Raw genomic sequence first — 22,613 nt, forward strand, 5'->3', positions numbered from 1 at the left:
ATCAGGCGTAGGGGTTGTCGCCCTTGCGAAGAAGAAAGCGTATAGGCACGGCTGGCATGTCGAAATCCTCGCGCATGCCATTTTCCAGATAGCGAACATAGCTGTCCGGCAACTCCTTGGGCCGTGATACCCAGAGCGCAAACGTGGGCGGGCGTGATTTAACCTGCGTCACATAGCGAATCTTGAGGCGACGGCCTGACACCATTGGCGGCGGATGAGCCTCCAGCATCGCGCTCAGCCAGCGGTTCAAGCGCGCTGTGGAGATGCGGCTCTGCCAGGTTTCGTAAACCTCCAGCACTGCATCCATCAGACGATCAAGACCTCGCCCGGTCAGGCCGGAAATCGGCACCAAGGGGATACCCTTGACCTGGGGCAGCGAGCGGATCATGCGGTCCTGCACCTCGCTGATGGCAGCCTTGGAGTCCTTGAGGGCGTCCCACTTATTGAGGCCAATGACCAGCGCTCGGCCTTCCTCGATAACCGTGCGTGCGATCCAAAGGTCCTGCTTGTGGAGTCCCTCCTGACCGTCCAACAACAAGACAACGACCTGGGCATAGTCGATGGCGCGCTTGGTATCATAGGCAGACAACCGCTCGACCCGATCCGTCACCTTGGCGCGACGGCGCAATCCTGCGGTATCCACAAGCCGGAAGTGCACGCCGCGAAACTCCCAATCGAGGGAAATGGCGTCACGCGTTATGCCCGCTTCCGGCCCTGTCAATAACCGGTCTTCACCAATCATGCGATTGACGAGAGTCGATTTACCGACGTTGGGCCGTCCTACGATCGCAAGCTGTAGTGGCCCGCTGGGCGGCTCCTCGCCTTCCGTGCCGTCCTCGGCGTGCTCGGGCGTCGACGGCTCCTTCTTAGCCTTCTTCCCCTTGCTGACTCGTGGCGCTTGCGAAACCGCCTGGTCTTCTCGCAAAACGGTCAATCGCTCCAGAATGGCGTCGTGCAGGTCGGAAATTCCAAGGCCGTGCTCGGCAGAAAACGGTACCGGTTCGCCCATTCCCAACCGCCAAGCTTCGGCCAAGCCGGCTTCAGCCGCCCGTCCTTCGCACTTGTTCGCAATCAGGATTACAGGCGTCGGACTGCGCCGCAGCACCTCTGCGAAATGCGCATCCAGGGGTGTCACCCCCGCTCTTGCATCGACAATAAAAACAGCCAGGTCCGCCTCGGCGAGCGCCCGTTCGGTTTGCTGCCGCATTCGGCCCTCTAGGGTTCCGCCGTCGGCCTCTTCAAGACCGGCGGTATCAATCACCTTGAAGGTTAGATCGTAAAGACGCCCCTCCCCTTCACGGCGATCACGCGTCACGCCCGGTTGATCGTCAACCAACGCCAAGCGCTTGCCGACCAGACGGTTGAACAGCGTCGACTTGCCGACGTTCGGCCTTCCGATGATGGCGAGGGTAAAACTCATCTGGGGTTCCGCTCCTACCGCCTAGCGGTAGGCGAGCAAGTCGCCGTCCTCGGTCAATAGATACAGCGTCCGGTTCGCCACCAAAGGCGCGATCGTCACCTTGCCGCGAAGCTTTATTACGCCGTTTTCCGCACCGTCGGAGGGGGCCAAAATTCGGACCTCTCCATTGGAACCCGCAACGATCACCTGGTTGCCCGCGACAATCGGTCCGTACCAAGCAATAGGGCCATCACGGTCTTCCGGATCCTCGAACCTCGGCAACTGCGTGACCCAGCGAACGCGACCGCTGCTGCGCACAACCGCCATTACCGTCTGCTCGTTGGTCACAAGAAAGACGAAATCGCCCGCTGTCCAGGGCGTGCTGATGCCACCAGCCTCGATATCCCAGGCGCGTTGCCCCTGAAGGGCTGCAATAGCCACGGAGCGATTGCTGTTGCCCATCACCAGCACAAAGTCTCGATCGATAACGGGATGCCCTCTGATATCGGCGAGATCGAGGATGGGGTCGCTACGCTTGAAGCCGGAAAGGGAATCGCTCCAAAGGACATGGCCGTTGTCGGGCCGCAGTGCATAGAGCTCACCCGAGGAGTAAGGCGTTACGACCAAATCATTCGTCACGGCCGGGCTTGCTGCGCCCAAAAGACCGGCGGCCTCCTGGATGCCGCGGTGAACCCAAACCTGCGACCCATCACCAGCGGAAAGAGCGTAGGTCTGGTTATCGATGGTCACGACATAAACTTGATTACCTACAACGGTCGGCGCTGCGCGCAAAGGCGTCGCAAATTGTTGACGCCAGATAACCTCGCCGCTGGAGCTGTCGAGCGCCAGAACCTGGGCGAAACCCGTCGTGACGTAAAGCCGGCCCGACTGATAGGCGAGACCGCCGCCAAAGAAGCCGTCATCCTCGTCTTCGGGCGCAATATCGCGCTGCCAGAAACGGCGGCCGCTATTCGCATCAAACGCGGAAACCTTGGAGGTGGCGTCCAGTGTAAAAATCCGCCCCTCCGCTACGACAGGCTGCGCCAGAATACGCACGTTCGAGCCGGAACCCTCGCCGACGTCGGCGGTCCAAGCCAAGCGCAATCCCGTACCCAGATCCAGATGGTACATGGCATGATCGGGCCTACCGCCCGCCTGCGCCCACTCCGCGTTGGCCTGTGGAGCAGGCAATGTCACGGGCAGGTCAGCGACACTGGGGTCGGCGCGTAGGGCCTGATCAAGGTTGTAGACCGGTTCGCGGGTGCCGGGCAGCGGCGGGTCGGACTCCGCATCACCGATATAGTCGTCATAAAGACTACAGCCACCAAGGAAGAGCAACCCCACAAGCACCAAGCAAGATAGCTTCAGGGAATGAACGGCCGATCGAAACTTCATCAGATTTTTTCCCCTAAGAAACCCAGCATTACTCGGCCCCCAGGACTGTCAGCATACGCTGCGCGCGGCTACGAACGCCGCCAGGCGCCTCGGTGCCATCGACCAAAGTCTGAAACAGCGTACGCGCTTTTTCGTCATCGCCCTTTTTCATGGCGATATACCCCATCAATTCCGTCGCGCTGGCATAGAAGGGGTTGGCTTCATTCAACAAGGGCGCGAGGCGGCCTTCCAAGGCATCCGGAGCCGCATCATCCAAATCCAGCATCACCGACTGCAAGCGCGCAAGATCGCGCAGAGCCTTCGGCACCGCAGTGTCGTTCGAAAGCGCATCCAGTGCACCGACCGCCGCAGCCTTGTCGCCGGCCTTCTGATGCTCTCCGGCAATCCTGAAGCGCGCAAGGACCCCATAGCCCGAGGGGTTCTCCTTGGCCACCTCCTCTAGAGCCGTGACAGCTTCCGCCGTCCCCTGCTCATCGACGATGGCAAGCGCCGCCGCGAAGCGTTCGGAATTCTTGATGCTCTGTTGCTGCTTCCAATAGGTCCAGCCCTGGTATCCAGCCACCCCCAGCACCAGCGCAACCGCCGCGCCGATGACGACAAAGCGGTAGCGCTTCCAGAGCTTCATGTACTGTTCGTGCCTTACGGCTTCTTCGACTTCTTCAAAAATATCGCTCAAGCTGCTTCTCCCGTGGCTGAGCGTCAGTCACATTGCGCCGCGACTATAGCCATTATGACATGCCGGGCAAAGAGGCGCATTGCGCGTCGTGGTCGGCTTCGTGCCGATTCTTGATTCCTTCCTAGACGTCACGGTGATTTTGAGGAACACTATTATTGCAATTTTGGGAAATGAGGGAGATTCAAGGGCAACGATGGCAATCGTGGTGACCTTCGATCCGAGCCCCTCGGCCGGGAGGCCGAAATCCCAACGTGCGACCTTCTTCAACCGTCATGAACTAAGTCAGTTGCTTTCGCTCTACTCCACGCGGGTGGCGCGCGGAGAATGGCGCGATTACGCCCTGGACCACCAGCAAGGCCAAGCCATTTTCTCGGTTTTCCGCCACACGATGGAGTCGCCGCGCTTTTCCATCGTCAAAGCAGTAAGCCAAGGCGGTAAGAAGCAGGAGTACGCAGTCTTCGCGGGGAAACGTCGGTTGAGCCGCTCAAGCAACCTGTCGGACGCACTGCGTATCTTCGATAAAGAGCTGGTCGTCATAGGCTGAGACTCCTTCGCCTGCCTGCCAGGCAACGGGTTCCGGTCCCACCTCTTTCGCATGCCGATCCTCCGGTTCTCCCAGGCCTTTACCGTTCCGTCATTCACCTGTGTTCCTTATTTGTTCTTTTATGTATTAGACTGCAATCCAGTCTCATTGCGTGAAAGGAACTTGGGCATGCCGGAAGATGCGTCGCCGACGCCGACATCACTTGGCGACCTGCGTGCGATGGACTTGGACGTCTTTTGCTGGTGCAACCGCTGCTTCCACAACGCGATCCTGGAGACAGCGGGGCTAATTCCCCGCTTCGGACCTCACTATCCGGTCCCTCACCTTTCTAGCAAACTGCGCTGTGAGGCCTGCGGCAGCCAAGACATCGAGGCACGCCCTGCCTGGCGAGGCCTCGGTCAGGTCACCCGGCATGGCAAGCTGACATAGCAGTCCAAGAGGAATCCCCAAGGGCAGGCAAGCAGTCTTGCGTCACCAATGCCCCGCTATATCATCATCGTCTGTGACGATCGAGAACGGCCAAGCAATTGGCTAGGCAGGCGAGGTTGAATTGGCAGCAGCGGATTATCGAATCAACGTCCTAGAGGCCACCGAAATTGCATCGTACCTGAAACCGTTAGCCGAAATCTTAAAGGCCTGTGTCCATGATGGCGCCAATGTCAGTTTTGTCTTGCCGTTCGGCGATTTCGAAGCTCAGGCTTTCTGGCGCGAGAAGGTCGCCCCGTCGGTGGCCGATGGCAAACGCCGCTTGCTGGTCGCGGAAGTCGATGGTGTGATGGCCGGGACAGTGCAACTGAACCTGGAGATGACGCCAAACCAGGCGCATCGCGGTGAGGTCTCGAAGTTGTTGGTTCATCCAAACTTCCGCCGCCGGGGCATCGGACAGGCCCTGATGCGCGAAGTGGAGCGCCAGGCAATCGGGGCTGAACGCTGGTTGTTGACCTTGGATACCGCCGATGCGACGGCCGAGCGTATATACCGCGCTTTGGGATTCACGGTCGCTGGCAGTATCCCCGCCTTTGCCCGCCACCCGATGGAGGACCGCTGGGAAGCGACGACCTATATGTACAAGATTCTGGAGGATATTCGGCCCAGCAATTGAAAGGGCTTTATTCGTGCTGGAATAGCACCCGCCCCCTTAGATGTCGCTTGGGTGCGCGTTCCTGCCATCTGAACATTCGACATCCAAGTAGTCTTCGATCAACACGCCATCTATACAGGCGATATTCACCCCATACTCCGAGGGATCGGAACGGCGTCTATGATGGGTATAGATTCCGCAGACCTTGCAGAAGTAGTGCTTGGCCGTGTGTGTGTTGAAGCTGTACTCGGTCAAGAACTCGCGGCCTTTCACGACCTCCAGATTCTCAAGCTTGACCGAAGCGACTACCGCGCCTTTTCTGCTGCAAATCGAGCAATTGCAACGCCGTGGATTCTTGAGCCCGTCCGGCACCGTTAAAGCTAGTTCCACGGCGCCGCAATGACACGTCGATTTTAGTATTTCGACCATTGCTCGACCGCGATCCTATTCCCACTCAATGGTTCCGGGAGGCTTGGAGGTCACATCATAAACGACGCGATTGATGCCGCGCACCTCGTTAATGATGCGGGTCGCCACGCGGCTCAGAAAAGCATGCTCGAAGGGATAGGAGTCCGCGGTCATGCCGTCGGTCGAGGTGACCGCGCGCAGGCCGCAGACCCGGTCATAGGAACGGGCATCGCCCATAACACCAACGGTACGCACCGGCAGCAATACGGCAAAGGCCTGCCAGATTTCGTCGTAGAGACCGGCTTTTCGAATCTCGTCGAGATAAACCGCATCGGCTTTGCGCAGGATATCGCAGGATTCGCGGGTCACTTCGCCAGGAATACGAATGGCAAGACCTGGCCCCGGGAAGGGGTGACGGCCCACCATGCTGGCGGGCAGCCCCAACTCACGGCCCAGCACCCGAACCTCGTCCTTGAAAAGTTCGCGCAAGGGCTCGACCAATTTCATCTTCATGCGTTCGGGCAAGCCGCCGACGTTGTGGTGGCTCTTGATGGTGACGCTCGGTCCCCCGGTAAACGAGACCGACTCGATTACGTCCGGATAAAGCGTGCCTTGCGCCAGGAAGTCTGCGCCACCGACCTTCTCGGCCTCCTCCTCGAAGACGTCGATGAAGGTCGCGCCGATGATCTTGCGCTTCTGCTCCGGGTCGCTGACTCCTGCCAGCTTGCCCAGGAACAGATCGCTGGCGTCACGTGCCACCAGTGGAATGTTGTAGTGATTGCGGAAGATTTCCTCGACTTGATCCGCCTCGCCCTGCCGTAACAAACCATGGTCAACAAAGATGCAGGTCAAGCGCTCGCCGATCGCCTCATGGATCAATACGGCCGCCACACTTGAATCGACGCCGCCGGACAGACCGCAGATAACCCGGCCATTTTCGCCGACCTGGGCACGTATCTGAGCGATTGCCTGGTCGCGAAACGCGGCCATCGTCCAATCGCCCATGAGACCCGCCACCCGATGCACGAAATTGGCCAGTAGCTTGGCCCCGTCCGGGGTATGGACCACCTCAGGGTGGAACTGGACGGCGTAAATCTTGCGCGTGTCATCGGCGATGGCAGCAAAAGGAGCGCCATCGGAGGTACCCACCACGCGAAAGCCGTCGGGCAGATCGACCACACGGTCGCCGTGGCTCATCCAGACCTGGTGCTGCTCGCCTTTACGCCAAACGCCATCGAAGAGCGCACAGTCGTCCTCTATCGACAGGAGCGCGCGGCCGAACTCCTGATGGTCCGAGCCCTCGACCTTACCGCCTAGCTGCGCGCAAATCGTCTGCTCACCGTAACAGATGCCCAGAACCGGCACACCAAGATCGAACACGATCTGCGGTGCACGCGGACCGTCGTCTACCGTGACCGAGTGGGGACTGCCAGACAGAATGATCGCATTGGGTTCGAAAGCCCCTACCCGTTCGGGACCACAATTGTACGGCAATATTTCACAGTAGACTCCAGCTTCGCGGACACGACGGGCTATAAGCTGTGTTACCTGGGAGCCGAAATCCAAGATCAGCACGCGGTCGGTCATACCTCTTTTCCCCTCCTGTCCTGCTTATCGGAATCCTTGGCGTCGTCGTGGGCGTCGCTTTCGCCAGCGCGTTCGAGAACAGCCATGAAGAAACCATCCGTCCCATGGCGCGCCGGGGTCAGCGTCAACGCCGCCTCCGCCGGATCGCCCGGATAAGGCGCACTTGAGATATCGCTCCAGAGGTTCACGGCCGGCAGTGGGGCAAACTCCGGATGACTTGCCAGAAAGGCTTCGACCTGACGACCATTCTCTTCGGCCAACAGCGAACAAGTCGCATAGATAAGCCTTCCGCCGGGCTTCACGAGCCGTTGGGCGCTTTCAAGAATTTCGGCCTGCAGTCCAACCAGCCGACGAAGTTCCTCTTCTCCCAAACGCCAGCGCGCATCGGGGTTGCGCCGCCACGCACCACTGCCGCTGCAAGGCGCGTCGACTAGCACACGATCGAACTTGGCTTTCCGGCGCTTGAGCCAGGGATCCCGGTGGTCGCGGAGCAGATGACGCTCGATGTTGTGGAGGTCGGCACGGCGAATGCGCACTTGCGCCCGGTCCAAACGGCCCTTCATAACATCCAGGGCCAGCAACTGGCCCTTGTTCTGCATAACTGCTCCCAACGCCAAAGTCTTGCCGCCCGCTCCGGCGCAAAAGTCACAGACCCGCAAGCCAGGTTTGGCATCGACCAGCAAAGCGATGAGCTGCGATCCCTCGTCCTGAACCTCGACCAAGCCGTTTCGAAAAGCCTTGGTCGCCGCTATCGGTGCTCTACCGTCGCGAATCTTGAGCGCCAGGGGCGACAGGCTACCTTCGTCGCAGAGAATTTCCTCCTTGGCCAAAGCCGCCAAGGCCGCCGCCCTATCACCCTTCATCAAATTGACACGGAGGTCCGTCGGAGCCTCGGCCAGCAGCGCGGAAAGCTCGGTTTCGGCGCTGTCCCCATAGAGTGCCGCAAAGTGTGTCCACAGCCAGTCAGGCACTTCCAGCCGCACGGCGTCGGACTGCGCAGGATCGATCAGGCTCTTACCTGAAAGCGCCTGCAACATTTGCCTCTCCCCTGCCTCGAGCCGGGTCGGATTGAATCCCTGGCCGTCAAAGCTCCCGGCCACCTGGTCCGCCGACCAACCCTCGGCTAGTACCAGATAAGCCGTCACCATGGCCCGTGCAGATGCTTCATCCCCTACAGAATTTAGCCACCAAGTGAGTTTGGCGCGGGCGCGGAGAACGCCGTAGGACAACTCCAGTATGCGCCGGCGGTCACCACCGCCGATGTACCGACGCTGACGCAGGAACGCCGCCACGATCTGGTCCGCTGGACGTTCCAACGGCAAAAGCGCCTCCGTCAGGTCGACGGCGGCCTGGATGCGTGCGGCTGGGGTCATAAAGTTGCTACCACCTGTGGCTTGATCAATTTTCCGTCCGATAGTTCGGCGATTCGCGTGTGATGGCCACATCATGGACGTGGCTTTCCCTGAGACCCGCGCCGGTGATCTTCACGAACCGGCAACCGTTGCGCATCTCCTCGATCGTGCTGTTGCCGGTATAGCCCATTGCGGCTCTAAGGCCACCGACGAGCTGGTGGATAACACCGGCCACCGCTCCCTTGTAGGCAACGCGGCCCTCGACGCCTTCGGGTACCAGTTTCAGTTTATCGGCAACTTCCTGCTGGAAATAACGGTCCGCAGAACCGCGTGCCATGGCACCGACCGACCCCATACCACGATAGGATTTGTAGGACCGGCCTTGGTAAAGGAAGACCTCGCCCGGACTCTCCTCGGTCCCAGCCAACAGCGAACCGATCATGGCGCAGCTGGCACCTGCGGCGATCGCCTTGGCCAAATCACCCGAGAACTTGATGCCGCCGTCTGCTATTGCCGGCACATCGGCATCCTTGCAGGCGCTGACGACGTCCAGGATTGCCGTCAATTGCGGTACGCCGACACCAGCAACGATCCGGGTCGTGCAGATGGAGCCGGGGCCGATACCGACCTTCACCGCATCCGCGCCCGCGCCGATCAATGCCTTGGCGCCTTCGACCGTTGCAATGTTTCCGGCGATGACTTGCGCCGAATTCGACAAGCGTTTTACTTGTGAAACCGTGTCGATCACGCCTTGCGAGTGTCCGTGGGCTGTATCAACGACCACAAGATCGACTTCAGCGTCCAACAGCGCTTCGGCGCGGGCGACGCCCTGTGCGCCGACACCGGTGGCGGCGGCGACTCTCAGCCGCCCCTTCTCATCCTTGCAGGCGTGGGGAAAGGCTTGCGCTTTCTCGATGTCTTTGACTGTGATGAGCCCAACGCAGCTATATACTTCATCCACCACCAGCAGTTTTTCGATGCGGTGCTGGTGCAGCAACTTGCGGGCGTCGTTTCTGCCAACGCCTTCGCGAACCGTAATCAGATTCTCCCAGGTCATAAGCTCGGCAATAGGCTGTTTTGGGTTCTCTGCAAAACGCACGTCACGGTTTGTCAGAATGCCGACCAGCTTCTTCGAGCCGCGCTCGACCACCGGAATGCCGGAAATTGAGTGCAGTTCCATCAGCGCCAGCGCATTGGCCAGCGGCTCATCCGGATGGATGGTAACCGGATTGACCACCATACCGCTTTCGAACTTCTTGACCTTGCGGACTTCGTCGGCCTGTTCGTTGGGCTGCATGTTTTTGTGGATGACACCCAAACCACCGGCCTGCGCCATGGCTATGGCCAACTGATATTCCGTCACGGTGTCCATTGCCGCGGAAATCAGCGGGATACCGAGCGTTATGCTGCGCGTCAGGCGCGTGGAGGTATCGACGTCTGCAGGCAGCACCGCAGAGGCGGCCGGCTGCAGCAAGACGTCATCGAAAGTAAGAGCTTCTCGGATTTCCATGAGGGCCAACTTCTCCAATCTCTGGACGGACGCGGCGGAGACGACTCCGACGCTTCGAACTCCGGCGTCTCGACACCATGTGAGTTGGCGCGTTCTTTTGATCCGAATCCGCACCAAACGCAAGCCCAAAGGGCGCAGTGCAGCCACAAGCGCACTGCATAGGCGGAAAAAATACCGCTTTTGGCCGCGGTAGAACTAACCTTCCGACCCAGATGTCGTCGGCTTTCCGCGAAACCCCGTCGCCAGGACGTAAAGCTCCGCCGAATCCGATCGGCTTGCCGGCGGCTTCACGTGCCGCACCTTGGCAAAAGACTTGCGAAGACGGTCCAGCAACTCTTTCTCGCTTCCTCCCTGCAATACCTTGCAAAGGAAAAAGCCGTCGGGTGCCAGCACATCCTCCGCAAAATCCAAAGCCACTTCGGCTAAGGTCATGATGCGGAGGTGATCCGTATTGGCATGGCCAGTCGAGGACGCCGCCATATCCGAAAGTACCGCGTTGGCTGGGCCGCCTAGGAGATCGACCAAACGTTGCGGAGCATCGGCGTCCAGGAAATCACCGACGATGATCTGTGAACCCGGCACCGGGTCGACAGGCAGAAGGTCGATCCCAACAACCCGCCCCTCCTTGCCGATTCGCTCCAACGCCACTTGGATCCACCCGCCGGGTGCCGCGCCAAGATCTACGACGCGCATGCCTTTCTTGAAGAAATGAAACTTCTCATCCAACTGCAAAAGCTTGAACGCCGCGCGCGAGCGATAACCACGCTTTTGCGCCTCGGCCACATAGGGATCGTTCAACTGACGCTGCAGCCAGCGGGCCGAAGAATTGGATCGACTTTTTGCCGTGCGCACGCGCACCGTCGTCTGGCGGCCCGTCGTGCGGCCACTGGATTTTCCGCCACCTGAACGTCCCCGACTGCTCATGACGGCACCTTGCTTTGAGCGGAAGCCCGCTCACCATCGCCGGACCGGCGGCGGGGTTTTCTGGATCCCCTTCGCGTCCGCGCCTCATCCATCAAGCCGAGAAGAATTCCTTCGCGCAGACCACGATCGGCCACCCGCAGCCGGCCAACCGGCCAGGTACGACAGATACCTTGCAGGATTGCGCAACCGGCCAGCATGAGGTCCGCACGTTCCGGTCCGATGCACGGATGGGCGGCCCGTTCACTGACGTTCATCTCCGCTATTCGATCAATCGCACTTTCCAGGCAATTGAAATCCATGTACGCGCCGTCAATCAGCGCCCGCTGATATCGCGGCAGTTCTTTATGAACCCCGGCCAGCGTCGTTACGGTTCCCGAAGTGCCGACCATTTGAACTTCGCCCTCGCGGACACGGTGCGCAATCTCATCTCGCGCCTCAAATGCAACCAATGCCTCCGCGACCTCTGCGGCCATTGCGTTGTGGTCGCTGCGGTTTACCGCACCATCACAATAACGCTCGGCAAGATTGACCACACCGAATGGGAGTGAATGCCAGGTTAGGATCTTCGGGGCATGTCGGCCCGCGCCGTCACCGCCACCCGTTACATCGACCCAGCTGATTTCAGTGCTCCCGCCGCCGATATCGAACAGCAGGGCATAGCGACGGTTGCGATCAAAAAGCGGCTTGCAGCCTTGTACCGCCAAGCGCGCTTCCTCATCACAGGAAATAATCTCCAGGCGGATGCCTGTTTCCACCCTCACCTTGTCTATGAAAGCTTCGTGGTTACCAGCCCTGCGGCACGCCTCCGTCGCCACGCAGCGGCTGAAAGATACGTCGCGGCGGGCGATCTTCTCAGCACAGATTTTAAGCGCATCAAGCGTGCGGTCCATCGCGGCTTCCGATAGCGTTCCGCTCCGCGAAAGCCCCTCCCCCAATCGCACGATCCGCGAAAAGGCATCGACCACGCGAAAACCATCACGAGTCGGGCGTGCGACCAGCAATCTACAGTTGTTTGTGCCGAGGTCGATGGCGGCAAAAGTATCCGCCAAGGCACCCGGCGCCCGCTGACGACACGGCTTGCCGCGGTCGTCCCAGGCATTCTGGCCTTTCACTCGTTCCTCCTGGCGCGCCCAGTGGGACCTTGATCGGAAGCGCCGCAAGGTAAGACCTTGCTCGCCGACTTCTCGATGATCCGAACCAGGGCGCTGTGTTCCTACATAATGCGCCTATCATAGACAAAGCAGCGCCCAGTCCAAGGGTCGACACGCGACTTACTTTCCCCCGGCGGCGTCCTTTTTGATTGCCGCCAGGCAACGAAGAGCACACGAAGGGGGTTGAAATGCTATCATCTACCGGACTATATGATGCGCCCAACGCGGAATACCTGCGCGTTGACTAACCAGCAAACCCTGCTGGGGGATAGTTTAGCGGTAGAACTTCCGGCTCTGACCCGGACAGCCCTGGTTCGAATCCAGGTCCCCCAGCCAATCTCTCCAGTAATTCCTTGTATTCTCAGCCAGTCCGTCCGGCCGTGATCCCGGTTTGTGGCCTTGAGTCCACAACAGCGGTCCACAGAGAAATTTTTGAACCTCTGCGGAGCGCCTCTTGGAGCCGGCCAGAGATTTGGTGGGAAACTAAGCAAAGACTTCCCGCTGCCGTTTCGCGACCTCGACCTCAACCTGGATTTTCATATGGGTTACGCCACACACGAACACGGCACTCAAGCGCAATCTTCGCGTCGGCACAAACTTAACATTGGTATTCCTGCGGGAGTCTGAACAATCAGAATTTTCATCCCCCACGCAGAATCTTTCGGCTGAGCAATAGCTGAAAATCGCTGAACTTGGGCCCGGAGGATTGAATCATTTCACAGCGCACAACCCGTCAACGGCACCAAGAATCTATAATTTTTTCGTAGAGCATGACGGCTTCGGGAATCTTGTCGACAAAGCAGTATTCGTCCGTTTGATGCGCAAGCGCGGTCTCGCCCGGTCCCAAAATTACTGTAGGTGCGCATAGCGCAGCGGCTAGAATCGAAGCATCGGTGAAAAACGGTAAGGTCATGGGACGCGGAACAATCTGAATTTCCTGCGCGACGACTGCGTTTACACATTGAACGAAGGGGTGATTGAAATCCGTTTTGACAGGATCAAGGTCCACCTCCGCGTTCAGCCCTACTCCTTCGTCATTGAGGTAAGATTTAAGCTGGCACAAAATCTTTTCGTGAGACTTACGCTCGATCGAGCGAATGTCGATTGTGAACTCCGTATAATCTGGCACCGAATTGATATTGAGGCCGCCCCGAACCGTTCCAACATTAAGGCTTGGCGACCCCAAAAGCTCATCGCGCTTCTCGTTGAATCCGAATTGCTCGAGTTTTGCAATCGCGCGTGACGCCTTATAGACGGCGTTGACACCCTTTTCAGGCATGGACCCATGGGCAGTAACGCCAGCAGTCTCACCACGCAACCATAGGGCCCCGCGGTGACCGATGGCAGGCAAATTCGAAGTGGGCTCTGCAACCAGAAGCGCGCTTGCCTTGCCGAGAGCGCCCTCGATTTCGGCTACATACCGCGATCCATCGCACCCGGTTTCCTCGCCAGCAGTCAGAATCAGCATGAGACCACGGCGCAAACTCTCCGGTTGCTGGGCGGCTGCCACTGCGCTGGCAACAGCGACCGCAACGCCGCTTTTCATGTCACTGGCGCCCCGTCCATACAGCTTTCCGTCAGCAATCTCCCCGGCTAGCGGCGCCCTTGTCCAGGGCTGATGCCCAAAGGGCACGGTATCCAGATGCCCAGTCATCGCCAATGGCAACAGACTTTCATCACGGCCGGGCAGACATGACACCAGGGTCGTGCGGCCGTCCGCAAACTCGTAGTAGCTGTTCGCAAAACCCGCTTCTTCAAGCATTGCGCCAAGATGGTGGGCGCAGTCCCTCTCGAACCCCGGTGGATTGACAGTGTCAAAGCGAATTAGAGCCTGAGTCAGGCTGACGGCATCGGGTATGGTCATAGGCAGGTTCCTCCCTGATAGCCGACCCGGCATCAGATTGCGAGATACTGCTGAACGACGTCGGATTGGGAGACCTCCTGAGTGGTTCCCTTCGCAACCAGAGCGCCTTTTTCGAGAATGATGCAGTGATCGGCCATGTTGAAGATCATCGGCACGTTCTGTTCAACAATGACGATGGTCATTCCTTCGTTCTTGTTAATTTCCTTCAGGGTCACGCCAATCTGGTGAACGAGTGTCGGCATGATGCCGTCCGAAGGCTCGTCCAGTAGCATCACCTTCGGGTCGGTCATGAGCCCGCGGCCGATGGCTAACATTTGCTGCTCGCCGCCGCTCATGGTGCCGGCCTGCTGGGACATGCGTTCGCCAAGCCTGGGAAAATAGCTAAGGACTTCCTCACTACGATCACGTGGCCGCTTGCCGGCGGCGATCCGCCCCATCTCCAAATTCTCGCGTACCGTCAGTTGAGGGAAAATTCCTCGCCCCTGGACAACAGTTGTTATGCCACGGCGCGCGCGCTCGTAGGCTTGCAGCCCACTGATGTCCTCTCCGTCGAGCCTGATCGCGCCACTGGTCGCTTTAATGAGGCCGGAGAGCGCCCGTATCAAAGTCGTCTTGCCCATGCCATTGCGGCCGAGCACACCAAGGACCTCGCCCTCCGCGATGGAAAAGGACACCCCCCGGAGCACTTTGATCGCGCCGTATCCAGAATCGAGCGCTTCAACTTCCAAAGACATCATCAAGCTCCCAAGTAGACTTCGCGCACCTGCGGATCGTTGGACAACTCCTCGAATGAACCTTCCTTGAGGACCTGCCCAAGATGCAGCACCGTGATCGGTGCCTGGAGGTCGCGAATAAAGTTGATGTCGTGCTCGATAATGACAATCGACAGATTACGGTCCCGCGCCAAGCTCTTGACCAAGTCCCCGGTGGCCGCAGTTTCCGCAGCCGTCATTCCAGCAGTTGGCTCATCCAAGAGCAGCAATTCCGCTTCGATGCCCAAAAGCATGCCGATCTCAAGCCACTGACGCTGGCCGTGAGAGAGAAACTGTACCGGAGTGTCCCGCTGTTCCCGCAACCGAACGATATCCAGGACCTCGAGCACGCGGTTTTCACGGCGCTCGCGCGGGGTTGAAGTTCCCAGCACAGCGAGTTCTATGTTTTCGTAAGCGGTAAGATTGTCGAAGACCGAAGGCGTTTGGAACTTGCGCGCTATGCCGACCCTGGCGCGCTTTCGCACCGGTAAGCCAGTGATGTCTTGTTCTTTGTAGTAGATTTTTCCAGAGGACGGAGCCAGATGCCCGGAGATCATGCTGATGAAGGTTGTTTTTCCTGCACCATTCGGCCCAATGACACTACGGACCTGCCCAGCCTCCAACTGAAAATCAATATCCTTGTTGGCGATCAGGCCGCGAAAGTTCTTCGACAGTCCAGTGGTTCTCAAAAGTACTGCCATGTTAGCCACGCCTCCTTTGCAGAAACTGAAAAAGCTGCACGACGGCACCGGAAAGTCCGGATTTGAAGAAGGCGATTACCAGGATGAAAATGATCCCCAACAAAAGCTGCCAGTACTCAGGCGTGATTGCGCTCAGATAGTTCGAGAGCGATGAAACCAGAATACCGCCAAGCAGAGCACCAAGAAGCGATGCCCGCCCGCCGATGGCTACCCAGACAACAACCTCGGTCGAAAAGAGAACGCCCGCCAATGACGGCGAGACGAAGTTTGCCTGACTCGCATAGAGGGCACCCGCAAAGCCGGCAAGGCCTCCGGACAAAGCGAAAACCAGTGTTTTGTATGCGGAAACATTAAAACCAAGGGCGATCACCCGGTCCTCGTTCTCGCGTATCCCTACCAGCACCTTGCCGACTTTCGAGAGGGTCAGCCAACGAAAGCCCAGATAGCAGAGAACGATCAGCGGTAGGACGAAATAGTAGAACGCCACGTCTCCATAGAGCGATACCTCGCCAAGCGGTCCAAAGGTCAGCGACATCCGGTCGACAAAAAGTCCATTCCACCCACCGGTGATTTGCGACTGGCTGACAGCGATCTGCTCGGCGATGATTGAGAGCGCTAAAGTGATCAGTACGAAGTATGTCGCCCGCACCCCAGCGCTAAAGAGAAAGTAGCCGGCAATCGCTGCCAGGCCACCGCCAGCCAGAACGGCGACGATTATGCCTAGATAAGCCGCATTGACCGGCAATGCCTGCTGCATCATCAGGCCCATCGCATAGCCGCCAACAGCAAAGAACGCGGCTTGGCCAAAGCTGAGAATGCCGCCAAAACCCCAAAGCAGGCCGAGTGACATGGCCAGAAGGCCGAACAGCATGTACTGCGGCAGGATGTAGATCACATAGCCGGAGAAGACGGTTGGCAACAGCGCCAGAAGCGCAAAAACCACCATAGCGACGCCGGTCTCACCGCCCCAACGGCTTCGCCGGACTGACTTTTCTTGCTTGGAAAGAGTCTCGGACATGGCTTGGATCAACGTCCTTTGATCAGACCCTGCGGACGGAAGCGCAGGATCATGATGGCGATAAAGAAGACGGCTGCCTGCGCCACCACCTGGTTGGTGAAGAGCGCAAAAAGGGTTTCAGAGCCGCCGATGAAGAAGCTACCCAGCAATGTGCCGCTTAGCAGTTGCCCGACGCCACCGACGATCACCACAAAGAATGAGCGAACCAGAAAGACATTCCCGATGTAGGGATCAATGCTTAGCATCGGCGCGATCAGCGCCCCGGCGAGACCGGCCATGAAGGCGCCGAAGCCGAAGACCAGTTTATAAGTAAGCGCGATGTTCAGGCCAAGCAGACTGGCGACTTCGCGATTCTGGATCAACGCCCGGATCTTGATTCCGATCGACGTGCGGAAAAACACGAAAGCTGATGCACCGATCAGTAACAGGGTGAAGCCAGCAACGGCGCTGCGGTAGGCCGGTATCTTCAAGCCAGCCAACTCGTAAGCACCGGGCAAAGGACTCTCGACATTCCTGAAGTCCGTACCAAAAACGATTTTGATGACCTCGGTGGCAATCAGGAAGAATGCCCAGGTAAGAAGTAAGGTTTCAAATGGCCGGTCGTAGAAAAATCGGATCACAAGGTGTTCGAAAAGGAGCCCTACGACACATACGCCGAGAGCAGAAAGCAAGACAGCTAATCCAAAGGGAATCCCGGCCGTGGTTGTCGCCCAGGCAAAATAGGCGCCCAGGGTCAACATCGCGCCGTGCCCCATATTGATAACGCCAACCAACCCGTAAATAATTGCCAGTCCAAAGGCGGCCAGGGCCAAGACCAGTGTAATGAGAGTGGCGTCAACGGCGATGCTCAACGCCAAGTTCATGCAATTTCTCCCTCCAATGAAACACCGACACCTGATTAGAAAGTAACGGGTGCCCCCGTAGTCGGAGAAAACTCCGGCGGGGGCACCCGTGCACGCTCCCGGCTAGAGCGGCAGGTCGCAGCGGGCATCCAAGGGTTCGACACCTTCAAACGACTGCACTTCGGTGAACATATCGTTCACATCGGTCCAGTTCGGTCGAACCTGCATCAGGTAAGATGGCAACACAATTTGATTGTCGATTTCGCGCATACGTACCGGTCCCTGGGGCGCACCGTCAAACTCGATGCCCTTCAGGTTGGCGCGCAGTGATTCTGTGCTGACCTCGCCGGCCTTTTCAATGGCCCGTGCAGCCATATGGGCGGCATTGTACATGGAGACGCCGACGGTGTTCATCAGCGCGTTCTCGCCATACTTGGCTTTGAAACGCTTGAGAAAACCTGCATTGTTCGGGTGTTTGATCGACATGAAATAGTCGAAGCTCACATAATCGTTGGCGGATACCTCCGGCCCAAGACCGGAAGTAACGACTTCTTCGTCGTCCACTGTCCACAGAGCAAAATCTTCCTTCATTCCGGCTGCCGCAAATTGCTGACGGAAGTTGACGGTATCGCTGCCGGTCAGGCTGTGGAAGATGATGTCTGCGCCGGAACTGCGAATATCGCGAAGCACGGATTCATATTGCGGTGTGTTGAAGGGGATATAGACCTCGCCGACAACCTCACCGCCCAGATCTGCAAGCTTCTGCTTGGTTACCTGGTTGGTTACGCGCGGCCAGGCGTAATCCGAGCCAATCATGAAGAACTTTTTACCAAACTTGTTCATCATGTATTCCATGTGCGGCCAGACTTGCTGCGTTGGCTCCGGCCCGAACATGAAGATGTTGGGATTACACACACCGGGATAGTATTCCTTCTCCTGACCCTCGTAGAAGGTCGGGTAGAGCAGCACTTTGTCGGCGCCTTTAACGACCGGTCCCGCAGCATTTCGCTCGGCGCTGGAAAAGGTCCCCGCCAGGAAATCCACACGCTCCTGCCGAATCAGACGGTTTGCCTGCTCCACCACGATGCGCGGTTCAGTTTTCGAATCGCCGACAACCAGTTCCAGCGGCCGACCAAGAACGCCACCAGCAGCATTGATTTCTTCCGCTGCGAGTTCGAAACCCGCGATGTGCGCCTTTCCGTACACGGTCCATGCACCTGTGAGCGGCGAGATGATACCAACCTTGATCGCTTCGGCGGCACGGGCCGAACGGATAATGGCTGGTGCGGCGAACGCCGCAGCCGTTACGCCCAACGTCTGTAATGCACGTCGGCGTGAAACCGGCTTCTTGGTTAAAATCGTGTCTCTCATGATTGACCTCTCCTATCCAATCTGGAATGGCTTCTGGTTGGGGTGAGCCCGTTTGTGGTTTCTAATACCAGCCAGGTTCGTGCGGGCTTCCGAGCATTTCCTCGTAGAGATCGGTACGCCGATCCCGGAGGGGCTGGTTGTATTCGTTCCAGTTACGTTTACGGCGCGCGTCGGCAAGGTTTGCCTCTGCATAGAGGATCTCCTCCTTGTCGGCACTCGCAGGTCCAGCGATCGGCCAGCCTGTATGACTGGTGATCAAACTCTGCCCCTCGAAGGGTTGGCCACGCTCTGTGCCAATCCGATCAGCGGCAGCAATGAATACTGAATTGCAGTGAGAGGCGGCCATGACCAGCGTATTGGCCATAGCGCGTTCGCCTTTGGCTTGCCCTGGGATGGGGACCCAGTTAGTAGGCACGCAGACAATATCCGCACCCTGCAGGGCGGCAAGGCGGAAGCTTTCGGGGAACCAGCTATCGTAGCAAATATTGCAGCCGATCCGACCGAGTGGCGTTCTGAAGACCGGGAAACCAAGATCACCCGGTTCGAAAAACAGGTTCTCTTCGTTCCAGAGGTGCACCTTGCGGAAGGTGCCAACGTAACCCTCCGGGCCTATGACGACGGCGCTATTGTAAAGGCTGTCTCCTTCACGCTCGTTGATCCCTGCGACAATATGCAAACCGTGTTTGTTTGCGACTGCACACCAGGCGTCGCAGGTTTCGCCACCTGGCACTTCCTCTGAAAGCGCAAAGGCTTCATCGCGATCATTGAAGACGTATCCAGAGTTGCAGAGTTCGGGCAAAACCACGAGTTCTGCTCCATTCGCAGCAGCTTCCTCAATTAGTTCGACGCTGCGTCGGATATTCCTTTTCTTGTCGCCTACGATGGGTTCCATCTGGATGCACGCGATCTTCACAATGGCCTCGCGGCGACCCTTCTTGTCAGCCATTCTTTGAATGCCTCCCTTACGTTAATGATCTTCGCTAGTCATGTTTCCATTGATTTTATCTATGGTCAAGTCACTTGAATTTTAATCAATCATCTGGATCAATAGATTTAGAGAGTGTGTGTGATTGCGCAAAGCTTTGGCTGAGTGTAAGGAACCGCCTCAGATATTTTTGAAGGTTGAAAACAGGATTACGGATGCCTCACGGCACAGAGTTCAAGAATCTAGGAACAAAACTCAGGCAAGCGCGTCGTACAAAGCGCCTCACTCTGAAGATAGTGGCCGAACGTGTAGGCTGCTCCGAAAGCATGCTGTCGAAGATCGAATGCGAAAAGACGGTGCCGTCTTTGCGGATGCTGCACCGGATAGTATCGGTGTTGGATACGAGCATCAGTGTCTTGTTTTCAGAAGAAAGCGGCGGCGACGCCCATATCTATCGCAGTGGCCAACGGCCTGTGGTGATCATCGACGATGAGAACGCCCAGAATTTAATTCGCCTGGAGCGACTGGTTCCTCGGATTGACGACCAGATTATCGATGGCAATGTGCACATCATTGGCCCTGGTGCCTACAATGGTGGTGAGATCAATCATCTGGGCCAGGAAGTAGGCTTCGTGCTGGAAGGGACCTTTGAACTGCAAGTGGGCGCCGAAAAATACCTTCTTAATCAAGGTGATTCTTTCTTCTTCCGCTCTGACCTGCCGCACAGCTATCGAAACCCTGGAAACGTCACGGCGAAAGTAATTTGGATCAATTCGCCACCGACCTTCTAATCCTCTACTCATTGGAAGTTTTTGGCGTGACAGTACAAAATGTGGACTCACGCAAAGCCGGGCAGCTAAGGGACAACCGTGGACGTGGTCAACAAACTGTTGGGCCCGATGATATCGGTGTTGCACCCTTGTTCGGCTTTGGCCATAGCTTGATCATCGACCGTGAAGCGAAATGCCGCCTCAAAGTGCAAAACCTGCCCTTCGCGTGGCCAAATTGCGATTTGCAGCAGTACTAGTGGATTGATTCAAAGGAATAATATTGCCGGACGACCAAAAGAACAAAGGCGCCCCTGTGCCAAGCGACACCTACTACAGGCACGACAATGCTTTGTTTCGCAAGTGCATGGGAGATAGTGATTCGAGGGTGGCCGTCGATGATGTCCTGCAGGGCGATAGGTGGGTCCCCTATAACGGCGACTGCCTGGAGCCTGTATTTTTTTGAATCGAAAGCCGCTGCCACGGTCGAAAAATGGATCGCGGGAACCAATCGAGATTCAGACCGGGACTGACAGTTCATTCATCAGCTTGACTTGGTATCCAACCAGCTAAGCATATCCGCCTGGGGCATCGGTCGTGCAAACCAATAGCCCTGGAACATGTCGCAGTCGTTATCGCAAAGCCAATGCATGGTCGCTTCGTCCTCAACACCTTCAGCAACACTTGTAAGCCCAAACTCCTTTGCCATATCGATGGCATGGCGCACGATGCACTGATTCTGCGACGAGAGCACGACGTCCTTGATAAAAGCCCGATCCAGCTTGATCGTGTCGGCTGGAATATCCCGCAAGTAAGCGAGCGACGAATAGCCTGTTCCGAAATCATCGATGGCTATCGTGATGCCCATTTCTCGAAGGGCTTCGAGCACGGGAACAGCGACCGCCCAATCGCGCACCAAAGCGGTTTCCGTTACCTCAAGCTCCAGCCGCCTGAGAAAGTTGGGATTGCTACGAAAGAGGCCGGATAGACGTTCTGGAAAGCGCTCGTCCGTCACGTCTTCCCCCGACAGGTTGACTGAAATTCTGCTGTCCGCCGGTTGATCTTCGATATTCAGACTACCGATGTAGGCAAATGCGCTTCTGAGCGCGTGAGTCGTAATGGCACCGCGCAGATGTGAGCGTTCGGCCAAGGGAATGAACTGGTCTGGGGGGATGAATCCCCGTTCCGGATGGTTCCAGCGGACCAGAAGTTCTGCGCCACAAAAGGAGAGATCCCGGCAGCGCGCCTTGGGCTGGGCGTAAAAGGCCAAGCCTTCATTCATCAAAGCCCGCCGGAGTTCGGCAAGCAGTTCGAGGTTCTCCTTCCGGAGGTCGTTCGTGCGCCTGTCGAAGGAGTGAACTTGAGCACTGGTCAGCGCGCCGTCGGCAATGGCCGCAGCGGCGGCGCGAAGCAGTTCCTCGGATTCACTCGCATCGTCGGGCGATATGGCAACGCCCGCTTCGAGCGATAGCACCAATGCGACACCAGTGGCGTCTTCACTATTCTCGAGAATCTCCAAAATCTGCGCCGTAATTTGCATAGCATCAGAACGGTCGCAATCCGGGAGGAATACATTGAGGCGATCACGGCCTGAGCGGCCCAAAACCGACGCCTCAGGGACCGCGCTGCTAAGCCGGGCCGAGGCACTTTGAATTGCCGCTTCATAGGCTTCCAGACCAAACGCCACGATCAGTTCGTCATAATTTTTAACCGCAAACTGGATCATCGCGTCGCGCTGGTTTTCAGGGCGATTTACAAAGCAATCCGATATGTTATGGAGGAATGCGGAGGTTCGGTAGAGTTTGGTTTCACTGTCATAGTTCAACGCCTCGACAATCTTTTCGTTGCGCGCGTTCAGGGCCCAACGAAAGCCCCCCACAAGAATGCCGAACCCGGTAAAGTAGACTCCCCGTAAGCTCCAATTGACGAATGACTGCTCTTGGCCAGTCGCAACATCTAATGGCATTAGGGGGCCCATCAAGGTTGCACCTGCAACGCCTGCAGCAACGCCGCCAGGAGGACCAAACACAAATGCGCTGATTATGATCGGCACATAGACCAGATGGACATGCGGCAGAGCCGATCCGCCGGACAGGAAAACAACCCACCAACACAGGAGCAGAAGGCTTATAACTATAAGAATAAACAGCGCCCGTCTTGGCAGGCCACCCGACTGCAAATCAATCACAAACCCGCCCCCTCTCTGCCGTATAGGTTTGCCTAAAGGAAGAATCATACCCGGTCACGGCAAAATCCATAGAAAAAAACAATCTAAAATTGGAAATTACTGCAAACCGCTTACCATCGGTCGCCGCCAATCAGACAAAGCGGTTCAGGCACAAGACA

At 57.5% G+C, this 22,613-nt stretch carries 22 protein-coding genes and 1 tRNA gene; 6 read left to right on the forward strand and 17 right to left on the reverse strand.

All coding sequences use genetic code 11. The features are described from left to right. Position 1: 1 nt before the first annotated feature. From der to FHR98_RS04480, 3 genes are read right to left on the reverse strand one after another with little or no spacing between them, the layout of a single operon-like run. A complete protein-coding gene (gene der / locus FHR98_RS04470; protein ID WP_183415436.1) occupies positions 2-1,420 on the reverse strand; it encodes a ribosome biogenesis GTPase Der in 1,419 nt (472 codons plus the stop codon). A gap of 21 nt (positions 1,421-1,441) precedes the next feature. Continuing rightward, entirely contained in the window at positions 1,442-2,794 is a 1,353-nt protein-coding gene (locus FHR98_RS04475) for a PQQ-binding-like beta-propeller repeat protein (RefSeq protein ID WP_183415437.1), read from the reverse strand. A 28-nt stretch (positions 2,795-2,822) separates the two neighbouring features. Then, positions 2,823-3,470, reverse strand: coding sequence for a tetratricopeptide repeat protein (locus FHR98_RS04480; protein WP_183415438.1), 648 nt, complete (start codon positions 3,468-3,470; stop codon positions 2,823-2,825). A gap of 193 nt (positions 3,471-3,663) precedes the next feature. On the opposite strand from FHR98_RS04480, the gene FHR98_RS04485 reads away from it, so the two are divergent. From FHR98_RS04485 to FHR98_RS04495, 3 genes are all read left to right on the forward strand, one after another. Beyond that, positions 3,664-4,014 (forward strand): DUF2794 domain-containing protein, encoded by a 351-nt coding sequence (locus FHR98_RS04485; protein WP_183415439.1) that lies wholly within the window; start codon positions 3,664-3,666, stop codon positions 4,012-4,014. A 168-nt stretch (positions 4,015-4,182) separates the two neighbouring features. Continuing rightward, positions 4,183-4,443 (forward strand): hypothetical protein, encoded by a 261-nt coding sequence (locus FHR98_RS04490; protein ID WP_183415440.1) that lies wholly within the window; start codon positions 4,183-4,185, stop codon positions 4,441-4,443. Positions 4,444-4,564: 121 nt separating this feature from the next. Continuing rightward, positions 4,565-5,116 (forward strand): GNAT family N-acetyltransferase, encoded by a 552-nt coding sequence (locus FHR98_RS04495; RefSeq protein ID WP_183415441.1) that lies wholly within the window; start codon positions 4,565-4,567, stop codon positions 5,114-5,116. A gap of 36 nt (positions 5,117-5,152) precedes the next feature. Here the strand turns inward: FHR98_RS04495 and FHR98_RS04500 are convergent, their stop codons facing one another. The 6 genes from FHR98_RS04500 to FHR98_RS04525 form a co-directional block, all read right to left on the reverse strand. Next, positions 5,153-5,524, reverse strand: a complete 372-nt coding sequence (locus FHR98_RS04500) for a GFA family protein (RefSeq protein WP_183415442.1) — start codon at positions 5,522-5,524, stop codon at positions 5,153-5,155. Between the two features lie 15 nt (positions 5,525-5,539). Continuing rightward, positions 5,540-7,090 (reverse strand): glutamine-hydrolyzing GMP synthase, encoded by a 1,551-nt coding sequence (guaA, locus tag FHR98_RS04505; RefSeq protein ID WP_183415443.1) that lies wholly within the window; start codon positions 7,088-7,090, stop codon positions 5,540-5,542. Then, entirely contained in the window at positions 7,087-8,463 is a 1,377-nt protein-coding gene (locus tag FHR98_RS04510; RefSeq protein ID WP_183415444.1) for an RsmB/NOP family class I SAM-dependent RNA methyltransferase, read from the reverse strand. Before FHR98_RS04510 ends, guaA begins: the two co-directional genes overlap by 4 nt. Positions 8,464-8,488: 25 nt before the next feature. Continuing rightward, a complete protein-coding gene (gene guaB, locus FHR98_RS04515; protein ID WP_183415445.1) occupies positions 8,489-9,952 on the reverse strand; it encodes an IMP dehydrogenase in 1,464 nt (487 codons plus the stop codon). A gap of 195 nt (positions 9,953-10,147) precedes the next feature. Beyond that, complete coding sequence (locus tag FHR98_RS04520) at positions 10,148-10,876, reverse strand: RlmE family RNA methyltransferase (protein ID WP_183415446.1); 729 nt, start codon at positions 10,874-10,876, stop codon at positions 10,148-10,150. Then, positions 10,873-11,988 (reverse strand): Ppx/GppA phosphatase family protein, encoded by a 1,116-nt coding sequence (locus tag FHR98_RS04525; RefSeq protein ID WP_322091211.1) that lies wholly within the window; start codon positions 11,986-11,988, stop codon positions 10,873-10,875. The genes FHR98_RS04520 and FHR98_RS04525 overlap by 4 nt, the downstream gene beginning before the upstream one ends. A gap of 301 nt (positions 11,989-12,289) precedes the next feature. Between FHR98_RS04525 and FHR98_RS04530 the strand changes: the two genes are divergently transcribed. After that, a tRNA-Gln gene (locus tag FHR98_RS04530) sits at positions 12,290-12,363 on the forward strand. A 397-nt stretch (positions 12,364-12,760) separates the two neighbouring features. On the opposite strand, the gene FHR98_RS04535 is transcribed toward FHR98_RS04530, so the two are convergent. From FHR98_RS04535 to FHR98_RS04565, 7 genes are all read right to left on the reverse strand, one after another. After that, positions 12,761-13,891: a M20 family metallopeptidase gene (locus tag FHR98_RS04535; RefSeq protein ID WP_183415447.1), complete on the reverse strand. Its 1,131-nt coding sequence runs from the start codon at positions 13,889-13,891 to the stop codon at positions 12,761-12,763. A gap of 32 nt (positions 13,892-13,923) precedes the next feature. Next, positions 13,924-14,625 (reverse strand): ABC transporter ATP-binding protein, encoded by a 702-nt coding sequence (locus FHR98_RS04540; protein WP_183415448.1) that lies wholly within the window; start codon positions 14,623-14,625, stop codon positions 13,924-13,926. 2 nt (positions 14,626-14,627) lie between these two features. After that, complete coding sequence (locus tag FHR98_RS04545; protein WP_183415449.1) at positions 14,628-15,344, reverse strand: ATP-binding cassette domain-containing protein; 717 nt, start codon at positions 15,342-15,344, stop codon at positions 14,628-14,630. A gap of 1 nt (position 15,345) precedes the next feature. Beyond that, positions 15,346-16,362 (reverse strand): branched-chain amino acid ABC transporter permease, encoded by a 1,017-nt coding sequence (locus FHR98_RS04550; protein WP_183415450.1) that lies wholly within the window; start codon positions 16,360-16,362, stop codon positions 15,346-15,348. Positions 16,363-16,370: 8 nt separating this feature from the next. After that, positions 16,371-17,225 carry a branched-chain amino acid ABC transporter permease gene (locus tag FHR98_RS04555; protein ID WP_183415451.1) on the reverse strand — a complete coding sequence of 285 codons (855 nt, stop codon included), beginning with the start codon at positions 17,223-17,225 and terminating at the stop codon, positions 16,371-16,373. A 102-nt stretch (positions 17,226-17,327) separates the two neighbouring features. Then, positions 17,328-18,575 carry a substrate-binding protein gene (locus FHR98_RS04560; RefSeq protein WP_183415452.1) on the reverse strand — a complete coding sequence of 416 codons (1,248 nt, stop codon included), beginning with the start codon at positions 18,573-18,575 and terminating at the stop codon, positions 17,328-17,330. Positions 18,576-18,636: 61 nt separating this feature from the next. Then, entirely contained in the window at positions 18,637-19,521 is an 885-nt protein-coding gene (locus FHR98_RS04565; RefSeq protein WP_183415453.1) for a nitrilase family protein, read from the reverse strand. A 194-nt stretch (positions 19,522-19,715) separates the two neighbouring features. Between FHR98_RS04565 and FHR98_RS04570 the strand changes: the two genes are divergently transcribed. Further along, positions 19,716-20,291 (forward strand): cupin domain-containing protein, encoded by a 576-nt coding sequence (locus FHR98_RS04570; RefSeq protein ID WP_183415454.1) that lies wholly within the window; start codon positions 19,716-19,718, stop codon positions 20,289-20,291. Positions 20,292-20,317: 26 nt separating this feature from the next. Continuing rightward, positions 20,318-20,527 (forward strand): hypothetical protein, encoded by a 210-nt coding sequence (locus tag FHR98_RS04575; RefSeq protein WP_183415455.1) that lies wholly within the window; start codon positions 20,318-20,320, stop codon positions 20,525-20,527. 284 nt (positions 20,528-20,811) lie between these two features. Here the strand turns inward: FHR98_RS04575 and FHR98_RS04580 are convergent, their stop codons facing one another. Continuing rightward, positions 20,812-22,455 carry a putative bifunctional diguanylate cyclase/phosphodiesterase gene (locus tag FHR98_RS04580; RefSeq protein WP_183415456.1) on the reverse strand — a complete coding sequence of 548 codons (1,644 nt, stop codon included), beginning with the start codon at positions 22,453-22,455 and terminating at the stop codon, positions 20,812-20,814. Between the last annotated feature and the right edge of the window lie 158 nt (positions 22,456-22,613).

Origin of the sequence: Limibacillus halophilus (genome assembly GCF_014191775.1) — a bacterium.
In the GTDB taxonomy this organism is placed as follows: domain Bacteria; phylum Pseudomonadota; class Alphaproteobacteria; order Kiloniellales; family CECT-8803; genus Limibacillus; species Limibacillus halophilus.